Annotated in this window: 14 protein-coding genes; 2 read left to right on the top strand and 12 right to left on the bottom strand. The window is 41.3% G+C overall.

Translation table 11 applies throughout. From position 1 onward, the window contains the following. Positions 1-2 precede the first annotated feature (2 nt). On the bottom strand, positions 3-749 hold the full coding sequence (locus B2727_RS10340) for a TenA family transcriptional regulator (RefSeq protein ID WP_033134496.1): 747 nt from the start codon (positions 747-749) through the stop codon (positions 3-5). A 294-nt stretch (positions 750-1,043) separates the two neighbouring features. Between B2727_RS10340 and B2727_RS10335 the strand changes: the two genes are divergently transcribed. Next, on the top strand, positions 1,044-2,273 hold the full coding sequence (locus B2727_RS10335) for a GGDEF domain-containing protein (protein WP_005315547.1): 1,230 nt from the start codon (positions 1,044-1,046) through the stop codon (positions 2,271-2,273). A 107-nt stretch (positions 2,274-2,380) separates the two neighbouring features. Here the strand turns inward: B2727_RS10335 and aroC are convergent, their stop codons facing one another. The 7 genes from aroC to B2727_RS10300 all read right to left on the bottom strand — a co-directional run bounded on the left by aroC (position 2,381) and on the right by B2727_RS10300 (position 8,635). Continuing rightward, positions 2,381-3,472, bottom strand: a complete 1,092-nt coding sequence (gene aroC / locus B2727_RS10330) for a chorismate synthase (RefSeq protein WP_033134495.1) — start codon at positions 3,470-3,472, stop codon at positions 2,381-2,383. Between the two features lie 11 nt (positions 3,473-3,483). Beyond that, positions 3,484-4,494: a 50S ribosomal protein L3 N(5)-glutamine methyltransferase gene (prmB, locus tag B2727_RS10325; protein WP_033134494.1), complete on the bottom strand. Its 1,011-nt coding sequence runs from the start codon at positions 4,492-4,494 to the stop codon at positions 3,484-3,486. A 126-nt stretch (positions 4,495-4,620) separates the two neighbouring features. Next, the gene (trpB, locus tag B2727_RS10320) at positions 4,621-5,826 is read right to left on the bottom strand and encodes a tryptophan synthase subunit beta (protein ID WP_033134493.1); all 1,206 of its coding nucleotides are present in this window, start codon (positions 5,824-5,826) and stop codon (positions 4,621-4,623) included. 37 nt (positions 5,827-5,863) lie between these two features. Next, positions 5,864-7,051, bottom strand: coding sequence for a vWA domain-containing protein (locus tag B2727_RS10315; RefSeq protein WP_004653418.1), 1,188 nt, complete (start codon positions 7,049-7,051; stop codon positions 5,864-5,866). 12 nt (positions 7,052-7,063) lie between these two features. Further along, positions 7,064-7,915, bottom strand: coding sequence for an AAA family ATPase (locus B2727_RS10310; RefSeq protein ID WP_033134492.1), 852 nt, complete (start codon positions 7,913-7,915; stop codon positions 7,064-7,066). 35 nt (positions 7,916-7,950) lie between these two features. Next, positions 7,951-8,337, bottom strand: coding sequence for a hypothetical protein (locus tag B2727_RS10305; protein WP_005203531.1), 387 nt, complete (start codon positions 8,335-8,337; stop codon positions 7,951-7,953). Continuing rightward, the gene (locus tag B2727_RS10300) at positions 8,330-8,635 is read right to left on the bottom strand and encodes a YcgL domain-containing protein (RefSeq protein WP_004653415.1); all 306 of its coding nucleotides are present in this window, start codon (positions 8,633-8,635) and stop codon (positions 8,330-8,332) included. The genes B2727_RS10305 and B2727_RS10300 overlap by 8 nt, the downstream gene beginning before the upstream one ends. A gap of 170 nt (positions 8,636-8,805) precedes the next feature. Here B2727_RS10300 and B2727_RS10295 point away from each other — a divergent pair, with 170 nt between their 5' ends. Beyond that, positions 8,806-9,540: a class I SAM-dependent methyltransferase gene (locus B2727_RS10295; RefSeq protein WP_033134491.1), complete on the top strand. Its 735-nt coding sequence runs from the start codon at positions 8,806-8,808 to the stop codon at positions 9,538-9,540. 20 nt (positions 9,541-9,560) lie between these two features. Here the strand turns inward: B2727_RS10295 and B2727_RS10290 are convergent, their stop codons facing one another. The 4 genes from B2727_RS10290 to B2727_RS10275 form a co-directional block, all read right to left on the bottom strand. Beyond that, positions 9,561-10,703: a ribonuclease D gene (locus B2727_RS10290; RefSeq protein WP_005203529.1), complete on the bottom strand. Its 1,143-nt coding sequence runs from the start codon at positions 10,701-10,703 to the stop codon at positions 9,561-9,563. 286 nt (positions 10,704-10,989) lie between these two features. Then, entirely contained in the window at positions 10,990-11,586 is a 597-nt protein-coding gene (gene recR / locus B2727_RS10285; protein WP_004653413.1) for a recombination mediator RecR, read from the bottom strand. An 82-nt stretch (positions 11,587-11,668) separates the two neighbouring features. Further along, positions 11,669-11,998, bottom strand: a complete 330-nt coding sequence (locus B2727_RS10280; RefSeq protein ID WP_004653412.1) for a YbaB/EbfC family nucleoid-associated protein — start codon at positions 11,996-11,998, stop codon at positions 11,669-11,671. A gap of 12 nt (positions 11,999-12,010) precedes the next feature. Next, positions 12,011-13,198: an O-succinylhomoserine sulfhydrylase gene (locus tag B2727_RS10275; RefSeq protein WP_033134490.1), complete on the bottom strand. Its 1,188-nt coding sequence runs from the start codon at positions 13,196-13,198 to the stop codon at positions 12,011-12,013. Positions 13,199-13,261 lie beyond the last annotated feature (63 nt).

Below are 13,261 nucleotides of genomic sequence, written 5' to 3'. Positions count from 1 at the left end.
CCTTAATTTTTATGCTGTAGCTTATAGCACTCATCTAAGGCGAGTTCATAATATTCAAGCCCTTCCTTTGCCGCTAAGAAAGCTTTTCTTTGCTGCACAGGGTCTTTATCACATAAGCGCTTAATCAGCTCCATCGCTTCATAGGGATGTAGATCATCATAATGTGCATGTGCTCTTAACCATGCTAGAGAACGCTTGTTGATGTTTACTTCAGGATGTTGAGTATAGGTTTGAATCCCTTTATAGACCTGAATGGTCCAATCACCTGTCGCCCACTCTATCGCAAGATTAGTCGCTGCAATACTCTCTGCTAGACTTCCACGAAAATTAACATCCCACAAGAAGTGATTCACCGCATTCATTGCAACAGGTGGCTTCACGTTATTCAACATTTCAACTGTTAGACCAAAGCCCCCCGCCCAGTCCTGATACCAGTTCAAATGCCGCTCCTCAACTTTGATGTTTTGAATCAGCCAGTCTCGAGTTTCCGTTACCCCTTCCAGTGAAAAAGCAGTCGCTTTCGCTAGCGATCCCGCCATATAGGAAGGAAAATGTGCGACCAGTGGATAAAAATTCAGTAAGGCTGAACGAAAGCATTCAAGGCTTAAACAGCCATTGGCCATATCTAAGAATAACGGATGTTTACTCACTCGTTCTTTTGAGGGTAATAATTCATCCCAGAATCGTTGCGCCCAACCCGAATGGGGTGTAATTTCTAATTTTGTTCCATATTGATTCATAGCAGTCATTGCGATGCATCCTATTTCGTATGACTTAATCCAATCATCTTCGATGATTGCTGCTTTTTTATAAATTGTATCCTAATACCGTAAAGATACAATCGTTTGTGATTTAGTTTGTAACAGTTTTTATTTCTTGAATCTAATTTAAACTTGAATCATTATATTAGGCAATGACCCTTATATAAAAATTAATATTTTTTTATAATCTAATACACATTCTATTTAAATCAGTGTAACGTAGTAAAAAAATAATCCCTATTTTGACATTTATAACAACATTTGGGAGTGGTGAGAGATAAGATGAAGTTGAAAGCTTCCAATATTTTGGGACAAGAACAAATCGACTTGTTAATTTCTCGCGGGCTAAATTTAGTTTGGTTTCCTAAAGAATTAGAAGTGATCTATCGAGATCAGTACAGAAATGAGGCTGCGCATGAGTTCCGCTATCGCGCCCCTATTATTTTAGGTTTATATCTATTTCTAAGCTTCGGTATTTATCAGGTTTTACCCACAGACCTACGTATTACTTGGATGGCAACCTACGGTTGGGTGGGTATCATCATTACATTGGCATGGTTACTTTCGTTCCTGCCAAGCATGAATAAGTGGTTCGATTACTATGTTTGTATCGGCTCAACAGGTGCCGTTGCAATCTCTTTCACCATCATTAACGTATTGGAGCAAGGTCAAAATAATGTCCTGTTCCATGCTGCGATGATGTATGCAGTTGTCATCATCTATGCCTTTGTAGGAATGCGTTTCTACACAGCCATCATTGCTGGTTGGGTCGGCGGATTGATTGGTATTGCAGCGAGTACATGGTTTAGCGGGGCAATTGATTGGACCTTCCTCAACCGTACTTACACCTTCAGTAGTTTTCTGGGTATGGCACTTGCTTATGCAACTGATCGCCAGCACCGTGAGAATTATTTGCAGAACTGTATGATTGAACTTAACCGTTTAGAATTGATGCGACAAGCACAACAGTTGTCTATTTTATCCCAGCAAGATGCTTTAACTGGTCTTGCCAACCGACGCTACCTAGATGAAGTATTGGAAAATGAGTGGAAAAGAGCAACACGCCATGAAATGCCGATTACCATCATGATGATTGATATCGACTTCTTTAAGCTCTACAACGATACTTTAGGACATATTCAAGGCGATCAATGCCTGAGACGTATTGCGATTATGTTGGGCTCTATCGCCTCGCGTAGTGGTGATCTGGCTGCACGTTATGGTGGAGAAGAGTTTCTACTACTCTTCTCAATGACTGACCGTGATCAAGCCATTACTCAGGTACAAAGACTGATGGAGTTAGTACGTAATATTGGAATTTTGCACCCACGTAGCAATGTTTCAAAACATGTGACCATTAGCGTAGGTGTTGCAACAATGGTTCCCTGTGTAGGTGACAGTCTTTCTGAGTTTGTTGCACAAGCGGATCATGCATTATATATCGCAAAAAGTAATGGTCGAAATCAATATCACATTGCAACATCAGATAATATGATTTCTGAAGCATTATAATTCATTAATGATTATTAAATGAATATTAAACTAATTTAATATAAGTATTTTAAAACGTGACACAAGCCGCAGATATAATAAATTATATGTGCGGCTTAATATTTTTATTATGGTTCGATTGGTTTAAATGGAGCAACAACATCTGCATTTTGTGCACGATGTCTTAAAAAATGATCCATTAACACGATCGCAAGCATTGCTTCAGCAATTGGTGTTGCACGTACACCGACACACGGATCATGACGACCTTTGGTCAATACATCAGTATTTTCACGTTCAATCGTAATGGTTTTACCTGGTGTGGTAATACTTGCAGTCGGTTTCAATGCAATCGCAACACGAATGCTCTGACCGCTTGAGATTCCACCTAAGATACCGCCTGCATGATTAGCAAGGAATCCGTCTGTTGTCAGCTCATCACGAGTCTCGTGACCAAACTGCCCAGCAACCGCAAAACCATCACCAATTTCTACACCTTTAACCGCATTGATGCTCATCATGGCATGGGCAATATCTGCATCTAAACGATCAAATACAGGCTCGCCCCAACCCACAGGTACTTTTTCAGCAACGATTTCAAGTTTTGCGCCACAACTGGTCCCTTGCTCACGTAAAGCAGTGACCAACTGTTCAAAACGCGGAACCGCATCAACGTCACCGCAGAAGAATGGATTATTTGGCACTTCTGCCCAATCCAGTTTTTCAGCGACTTCATTACCGATTTGTGTGACATGTCCACGAATATCAATACCAAATTTTTCAGCAAGATATTTCTTGGCAATTGCGCCTGCCGCGACACGCATCGCCGTTTCACGGGCGCTGGAACGACCGCCACCACGATAGTCACGGAAGCCGTACTTTTGCGTATACGTGTAATCTGCATGGCCTGGACGGAAAGTTTGAGCAATATTGCCGTAGTCTTTTGATTTCTGATCCGTGTTACGGATCAATAAACCAATCGATGTTCCTGTGGTTTTACCTTCGAAAACACCCGAGATAATCTCAACTTGATCTGGTTCTTTACGTTGCGTTGCAAACTTCGATGTTCCCGGTTTACGGCGGTCTAAATCTTTTTGCAAATCTGCTTCACAAAGCTCAAGATCAGGCGGCACGCCATCGACAATCGCCATCAAGCCCGCACCATGTGACTCGCCACAGGTTGTTACTCGAAACAGTTGCCCAATACTATTCCCTGCCATGCTTTAACCCCTTAGTTTTGAACTGATTGCTGAAAGACTTCTTTATAACGGCGGCATTGTTCAGCAGTTAAAGCAAAAATACCAGTACCGCCTTTTTGGAAAGTGAGCCAATGGAAGTCAACTGTATTGAAGTTCTGACGCATTGCCCATTCAGAGTTACCCACTTCAATCACAATCAGGCCATCTTCCGTTAAGTAATCAGCAGCTTGGGCTAACATTTTACGGACTAAATCTAAGCCATCTTGCCCCGCAGCCAGTGCAAGCTCAGGCTCATGTAAGAATTCTTCTGGTAAATCCGCCATATCTTCTGCATCCACATACGGTGGATTGCTGACGATCAGGTCATATTGGTTTTCAGCAGGGATTTTTGAGAACAAGTCAGATTCAAGTAAAGCCACTTGATACTGTTTATCATGGTGCTCAGTGTTGATTGAAGCCACTTCCAGTGCTTCTTTTGAAATATCAGTCGCATCGACTTCTGATTCTGGAAAAGCATAAGCTAACGCAATCGCAATACAACCTGAACCCGTACACATATCCAAGATACGTTGTGGTGTTTTCGGATTGTTATTTTCAGGCAAGTTGTTTAACGCTTCCAACATACGGCCATTTTCATCTAGGCAGTATGGTGCGAAACGTTGTTCAATCAACTCAGCAATCGGTGAACGCGGAATCAAAACACGCTCATCTACATAGAATGGCTTATTGAAGAAATAGGCTAAGTTCAATAAATATGAGGTCGGAATACGATCATTGATACGACGTTCTAACAAGCTGAGGAATTCTGCTTTTTCGCTTGGTAAAAGTTTGGCATCCAGAATTTCAGCGTCCGCTTTCCACTCAAGTGATAGTGTTTGTAGTACCAATGCAGAACTCTCTGCAAAATAATCTTGAGTACCTTGACCTAAGTGCGCGTCATATTGACGTAGTGCGGTTACCCCAAAACGAACAAAATCTCGAATGGTTACTAGGTTTTCAGCCGCTTCTTGTAAATGTTCAGGGCTGATTGTCGGTCGCTCCACTTAGGCGTCTCCAAAAGTGCTAATTGCAAAACGCTTTATTCTAACGGGATTAAGGTTGATTTAACAATAAAAAAACCGCCTCTCTACAAGAAGCGGTCTATTCACAATGAGATATTCAGTCAGAACTTATAAGCCTAGCTTTTCTGCCACATAATCCGAGTCTTTATCGCCTCGTCCAGAAAGATTGACCACAATGTTAATGTGCTTATCCAACTTAGGCGCTTCACGTAAAGCCCAAGCCACCGCATGCGAACTTTCCAAGGCTGGAACAATACCTTCAACACGTGAAAGTGTCATAAATGCGTCCAAACATTCCTGATCCGTCGCTGTTTCGTATTGCACACGGCCAAGCTCTTTCAGGAAACTATGTTGTGGCCCAACACCCGGATAATCCAAGCCTGATGCAATCGAATGTACTGGCAATGGCTCACCGTTATCATCTTCCAGTACATAGCACGCCATACCATGAATCTGCCCCGGCTTGCCCAAGGTCAAAGTGGCTGAGTGTTTGTCGGTATCCAGACCATGACCCGCAGGTTCTACACCGACTAATTGAACTTCAGGCATATTTAAAAATGCGGTGAATGCGCCAATCGCATTAGAACCGCCACCAACACAGGCAACCACATAATCTGGATTCTGACCAAAACGGTCATTAGACTGGGTTTTGATTTCATTGCCAATAATCGATTGAAAATCACGAACCATTTTTGGGAATGGATGTGGACCAACCACCGAACCAATGGCATAGATATAGTTTTGAGGATCTTTTAAATACTCTTCAAATGCGCTATCCACTGCATCTTTTAAGGTCGCAGTCCCTTGAGTCACAGCAACCAGTTTCGCACCCAAGATTTTCATCTTCACAACATTCGGATGTTCTTTTTCGATATCAACCTGACCCATATGGATTTCACATGGAATACCAACCAATGCACAAGCCGTTGCCAAAGCCACGCCGTGTTGCCCCGCACCTGTCTCGGCAATGACTTTTCTTTTGCCCATATATTTGGCAAGCAACGCTTCACCCAAACAATGGTTAATCTTATGCGCACCGGTATGGTTCAGATCTTCACGCTTTAGATAAATCTGCGCCCCGCCTAATTGATCAGACAAACGCTTGGCATGGAACAATGGGCTTGGACGGCCAACATAGTTTTTAAATAAGTCGTTTAACTCATCCTGAAACTCAGCGGTATGACGAATCTCTTCATAAGCCGTGTTAATTTCATCCATGGCTTCTTTTAAATGCGGTGGAATGAACTGACCACCAAAGTTGCCAAAGAAACCTGCTTCATTTGGCAAAGCAACGCCATTAATTTGATGTTCCATGTTTTTTCCTGTTCTTATAAAGTCTTAATATAAAGTTTTAACGCGATAGATAGCGTGTCATGTCCTCAAGCCCCTTCAAGGTCATTGGAAACATATGATTCTCAAAAATTTCTTTAATCCAGTTAATGGTTTGGGTGTAATGCCAGTAACCTTCCATTTCAGGGTTCAACCAAGCGGTTTTGTCAAAGTGCTGACGTAAACGTCTAAGCCACACTTCACCCGACTCTTCATTCATATATTCAACTGAGCCACCCGCAGATTTTAATTCATACGGTGCCATACTGGCATCACCGACCACGATGACCCGATAATCACGTCCATAGGTATGGAACAGATCCCAAGTATTCATACGGGTTGAACTACGGCGATGGTTATCCTTCCACACATGATCATACAGACAGTTATGGAAATAGAAATATTCTAAGGTTTTAAACTCTGATTTGGCCGCACTGAATAGCTTTTCACACTCAGCAATATAAGCATCCATCGAACCACCAACATCAAACAGCATTAACACTTTAATGCGGTTACGACGCTCTGGAACCAGCTGTACATCCAAAATGCCTTGTTTTGCTGTCTCACGAATAGTGCCATCGACATCCAGCTCTTCAGCAGCACCTTGACGTGCAAATTTACGCAAACGACGTAAGGCAATTTGCATTTGACGGGTTCCCAAAACCTGATCATCATCCAGATTTTGGTATTTACGTTGTTCCCAAACTTTAACCGCCGAACGTTTACGCCCTGGCCCACCAATACGCACACCTTCAGGATGATCACCAAACGCACCAAAAGGTGAAGTTCCCCCAGTGCCAATCATACGATTGCCACCCTGATGCTTTTTATGCTGTTCACGTAAGCGCTCTTCCAGCATTTTCATCAATTCTTCGAGAGAACCCGCTTTTTGCAATTCTGCACGTTGCTCAGGCGTAAGATGCTTCTCTAACAGCTCAAGATCAAACCAGTCTTTGGGTAACTTATGAACTTGTTTCAGCAACTCATCTAAATCAAAAGTTTCGATGCCATCAAAATAATCTTTCATGGCACGATCGAACTTATCAAAAAAGCGCTCATCTTTGACTAAAACCGTTTTAGCCAATTGATAGAACTGTTCCTGATCTGCAAACACAAGACCTGAAGCTACCGCCTGATTAAGATCAATGAGCTCACGTGTTGTTACAGGTACGCCATATTTGCGTAAGGTGTAAAACAGTCGCACAAACATTTTTAAACACTCTTAGCGGCGTGACATAAAGGCTAAACGTTCAAGCAATTGCACATCTTGTTCATTCTTAATCAAGGCACCATACAATGGTGGAATCGCTTTGGATTTATCATGATTACGCAACACATCTTCTGGCATATCATCTGCCATCAGCAGGCTTAACCAGTCAATGAGTTCTGATGTTGAAGGTGGTTTCTTCAAATTCGGGATTTCACGTAATTTAAAGAACACCTGTAAGGCTTCACTCACCAAGGTATTTGAAATATTCGGGAAATGGACCGCAATGATGTCACGCATGGTTGCATCATCAGGGAATTCGATATAATGGAAGAAACAACGACGCAAGAACGCATCTGGCAGTTCCTTCTCATTATTCGAGGTAATGATCATGATCGGGCGTTGTGTTGCAGTAATGGTCTCACCAGTCTCATAAACATAAAACGACATTTTGTCGAGTTCATGCAATAAGTCATTTGGAAATTCAATATCCGCCTTGTCGATTTCATCAATCAACAATACACAACGCTCTTCACTGGTAAATGCTTCCCACAATTTACCGGGTTTAATATAGTTCTTAATGTCATAGACACGATCATCACCTAACTGGCTATCACGCAAACGTGAAACAGCATCATATTCATACAAACCTTGCTGGGCTTTGGTGGTTGATTTGATATGCCACGTAATCAGCTTCAAACCCAAACTTTCAGCCACTTGCTCTGCAAGTAATGTTTTACCAGTACCGGGCTCACCTTTCACCAATAATGGTTTTTGTAAAGCACGAGCAGCTTTCACTGCAAGTTTCAGGCTATCGGTCGCAATATATTGATCTGTACCAGTGAAGTGTTGTGTATCAGCAGACATTTTAAAACCTTATTTTTCTATATGTAACGTTGTATCTAAACTGAACGTGCAGTTTTATTTGCAGTGTATTTTGACCAGCAGAAGCCGATCAGTAACCCCGTACCAATGACAAATAAAATCAATGATAAGTTAGACCAGACTAAGACATGTTCTTTGGTGAGGACACCAAAAAGCAAACCAAAAATTGCTGGTGCTAAGGCCGAGTTTGGGCCTTCTGAAATTGTTGGAGTCGCAAGAACTGCAAAGGCAATAATCCAAAGGATGCCACCAATTGGATTGGGTAGGCGTGACATCAAACGATACCAACACCACAATGCAATGAGCGTCCCTGTAACATAAACAATGATCGCAACATTTTCTTCAGGGAACTGATCCAGTACTGAAAGAATGTTTGACCAAATCGCTGTTAGAGTCTCAAGCACCGCGTAAACCCTCTGGTTCTACCGCATTCGGATTGATTAATCCCTCTGGCGGCATCTGAATAAAAAAGCCTTTGGTATTTAATGAATCTAACACATGTAAAACGTTAGCACGTGCAAGTTTACGCTCATTATGAAGTTCTAAATGCATGACAAAAGTGGCTTTGCCAAATGCTTGTAGAACTGTTTCTGGAACACCTTCAAATGGGTTTTCTTGTTCCTTGTCATCAGGATAATTTGGACGAGCAATATACATATACATTTCATCTTTTTTACTCGATCTATAAATATCGCAGTGCATGTTTACTCACATCTATTAACAATCAAAGACAGCATACATGAAAATAAAAATGGATACATTAACGATTGTTAACGCTAGAGTCGTCTTTTTTCCAGATTCACAATACAACCTATTTCCGAGTATTCGCGCAGAGTGTCATAATCAAGCCATGATTTTTCAATGGCACAGCTATGCAACAAAACAAATATGATGATCCACACTTCTTTACTGAATACTCAAAAATGCCTCGCTCAGTGCATGGCCTAAATGCTGCTGGTGAGTGGTCCGCATTTAAAACACATATACCCCAGTTAAAGAACAAAAAGGTTTTAGACTTAGGTTGTGGCTATGGCTGGCATTGTCAGTTTGCTGCTGAACAAGGTGCTCGTTCAGTGATCGGAATTGATTTATCCATTAAAATGCTTGAAAAAGCACGTCTCTTAACATCAGCCCAAAACGTGGACTATCAACATACCGCAATTGAGGACTTTACAGCAGATAAAGCGAGCTTTGACGTCATAATCAGTTCTCTTGCTTTGCATTACATCGAAGATATTGAGCCTGTGTTTGCCAAGGCTGCATCCTTATTAACTTCTCAAGGCGAACTGTACTATTCGGTTGAGCATCCTATTTTCACAGCCTGTGAACAACAAGATTGGTACTATGATGCAGAGCAACAGCCGATGCACTGGCCTGTTGACCACTATTTCGAACAAGGCAAAAGAGAAACCCATTTTTTAGATGCAAAAGTTGTGAAATATCACAGAACGCTTGAAACCCATATTACAGCCTTATTAACTGCAGGTTTTGAAATTACAGCAGTGATTGAACCAACACCACCTAAAGAAATGGTGGAAAGGTTAAGTTGGCAGAATGAATTAAGACGCCCCATGATGCTCATCATCAAAGCCAAAAAAAAGAGCTAATAAATTAGCTCTTTGATTTTCTAACGTGCTATTTTCATTTGCATCGCTAAATATTCAATATCTTCTTTTAACAACGCAATCAATGGTTGCGTCAGAATGTCATAGCGCCAGCCCATTAAATAACTCGGTAAGGACTGCTCATCTAAATGAAATACCACATGTTCATAGATCGCATTCATCCATTTCTTACGTAGTAATACTTCTTTTGGTATCCCAGTTTTTAAGACTACACTTTCAATCAACGCATCAATTTTGGGTGCAACTTCTTTAGAATTACTCTTGATCGGTTTAGCCATGCGCAATGGCCATTCATCCTCTGGCGGTAAGAACTTGAGTAAATCAAGAATCATTTTGCCATGTTCGCGTACAATGTGCGGACGAATATCTTTAATTCGTGCCAACTGAAAATTATTGCGAGGATTCTTTTCCACCAAATCAATCATGGTGGAGTTTCTCAGAATAAAGCTACGCGGCTGATTCAGCGCCTTGGTAATCTGCTCTCGCCAAATGCTGAGTTGTTGCAATTGCATCAACTCACGGCGCGAATGGCGATAATTACCAATATCAGTGTACAACTCTGCCAATGGTGTTTCCATCGCAATCTCTTTGGTGAGATTCTGACAATCTTCCAATACGTATTGATACAGCCCTTTTGCTTTTAGATCTGTTTTCAATGCATCTGCAAGTTTGCTTAAATAGATTACATCATTTGCCGCATAGCACATCTGCTCTTGCGTTAATGGTCTAGCAAGCCAATCCGAACGAGTCTGATCTTTTTCAATCTCAATATTCAAACAGGTTTTAAGCGCATTTTGATAACTAACTTGAAGCCCATGGCCTAGAAATGCCAACGCAACTTGCGTATCGAATACATTATTTAATGGTTTTTGGTCAGCATAATGATAGATCAGATCTATATCTTCGCCACAGGCATGAAAAATATTCTGTTGTGCAGCAAAAATTTTCGGCCAAAAATTGCTGAGATCCAATGCGGTGCCATCAAGCAATAGAATTTGACCATTCAAATTGATTTGGCAGACACCAAGTTTAGGATATAAGGTATCGACCTTAATAAACTCGGTATCAAGGGCGTAGACAGAACACTGTTCCATCTGCTTGAGGAGAACAGCTAAATCTTGTTGCTGTTGGATAAACTGAAACATGTGTGCTCAAGTAAAATAATAAAGAACCATGTGCAATAAAACTGCCCAATGTCAGTCATTGCTCAACTGAAAAATACAAAAAAATTAATTGGTATTCCACATGCAAGACATGAAATTACTCCTCTTCCATTCATCAAAAAACGAAAATCCTTTTCGCCCGTCAATAGTGCCACAAATCACAATAAATAGATCTACGATAATGTTAGACAATATGTAAAATTTAATTATTTGTTTAAATTAACAGCATGAATTTAATATAAATATATAAAAATGCGAATGAACCCAGTTATTTCATTCGCATACGGTTATGTACAGCTTGACTTAAGGTATGACTATCTACATATTCCAGTTCACCACCTTGTGGCACACCTTGCGCAATTCGAGTCATGTGAATTGGTAAATGTTTTGTAGCTTCAACCAGATAATGTGCGGTTGCTTGACCTTCTACTGTGGCATTGGTTGCCAAAATCACCTCTTGAATCTGCCCTGCACTGAGCCGCTGAATCAAGTATGGAATTCCGATTTCTTCAGGGCCAATACCATCTAAAGGTGACAAATGTCCGCCTAGAACATGATATTTACCGCGGAAACTGCCACTTTGCTCAATCGCCATCACATCTGCTGGTGATTCAACTACACAAAGCAATTGTTCATCTCGCTCTACTGAAGCACAAATATCACAGATTTCATTTTCTGTTAATGAATGACAAATATGACACTCATGAATATGGCTAGATGCTTCATGTAAAGCATGAGAAAGCGCAAATGCACCTTCACGGTTTTTCATTAACAAATGTAATGCCATACGCTGTGCTGATTTGGGACCAACACTTGGCAATATACGTAATGCTTGAACTAATTGTTCAAATCGTTCACTAAACACAAATCAACTCTCATAATCGCCCCTAACCCCTCTTTAATAAAGAGGGGTACTCCTCCCTTTTTAAAGGGAGGCTGGGAGGGATTTAAAATAAACCAGATAAGCCAGGTGGCAAGCCCATACCAGTGTTCGCACCTTTTAATTTCTCTTCAGAAATGGCTTCTGCTTGACGTGCAGCATCATTCATCGCAGCAGCAATCAAATCTTCAATCATATCTGCTTCGTCTTGTAATAAATCAGGACTAATTTCGATACGCTTAACCACATTACGGCAAGTCATGGTAACTTTAACTAAACCACCGCCAGCTTCCGCATGAACTTCAGTTTTTGCAAGCTCTTCTTTGGCTTTTTTAAGATTTGATTCCATATCTTTTTGCATGCGCTGAGCTTGCTGCATGAGCATATTAATGTTCATAAGTTTCTCTCGTTAAATTAAATCTAAACCGCGTGATATGTCGCGAATAATATCATCAATGTCTTCTAAACCAACAGACACACGAATCAAACCTTCTTCAATTCCTGCAGCTTGTTTAGCTTCGGCCGACATTCTACCATGCGAGGTCGTTGCTGGATGCGTAATTGTTGACTTAACATCACCTAGATTACTGGTAATCGACAAGAAACGAGTGTTATCGATCACAGTCCAAGCACCTTCACGCTGGCCTTTCACCACAAAAGATACAACACCACCAAAACCTTTTTGTTGTTTTTTCGCCAACTCATGCCCAGGATGATCAGCTAAACCAGCGTAATACACCTTTTCAACTTTTTCATGTTGATGCAGCCATTCCGCTAATTTTTGTGCGCTCTCGCAATGGGCTTTCATACGAATGCTCAGTGTTTCCAAGCCTTTCAAGAAAATCCATGCATTGAATGGACTCATTGAATTACCCAAAGTACGAATCACACCATTTACTTCTTCAAGCAAGTCATTTTTACCAACAACTGCACCACCAAGCGCACGACCTTGGCCATCAATATATTTTGTTGCTGAATAAAGTACTAAATCCGCACCAAACTTAATCGGTTGCTGTAATACTGGCGTACAGAAGCAGTTATCGACCGCAAATAAAGCGCCATTGGCATGGGCGATATCTGCAATGGCCTGCATATCACCCACTTGTGCCAATGGATTTGACGGCGTTTCAATAAAGAGAATACGCGTGTTTGGACGAATCGCCTGTTTCCAGCCTTCAAGATCATCTAAATCGACAAAAGTCACTTCAACGGCAAATTTCGCGACATATTTTTCAAATAATGCAATGATTGAACCGAATACCGCACGAGAACAAATGACATGGTCGCCCGCTTTTAAATAGGCCATACACATTGCATGTACCGCAGCCATACCAGAACTGGTCGCGACTGCACGTTCTGCGCCATCCAGTACCGCTAAACGCTTTTCAAAAGCCTGTACGGTTGGATTGGTATAACGTGAATAGGTATTACCAGCGATTTGCCCAGAGAATTTTGCTGCAGCATCAGCCGCACTTTCGCACACAAATGATGAGGTCAGGAAAATTGGCTCACTATGCTCACCTTCAGAGGTACGATCATGCCCTGTGCGAATTGCCAGTGTCTCTAGTTGGTATTCTAAATCATCGCTTGGATTCATCGTTCTGTATGCCTTATGATCATAATGAAGAAATATGCCAATATTTTGAGCGCCTAAGGTATT

Origin of the sequence: Acinetobacter sp. UBA991 (assembly GCF_002292065.1) — a bacterium.
GTDB lineage: Bacteria > Pseudomonadota > Gammaproteobacteria > Pseudomonadales > Moraxellaceae > Acinetobacter > Acinetobacter higginsii.
Note: the sequence above shows the minus strand (reverse complement) of the source record. Positions and strands in the feature narration are given on the sequence as shown.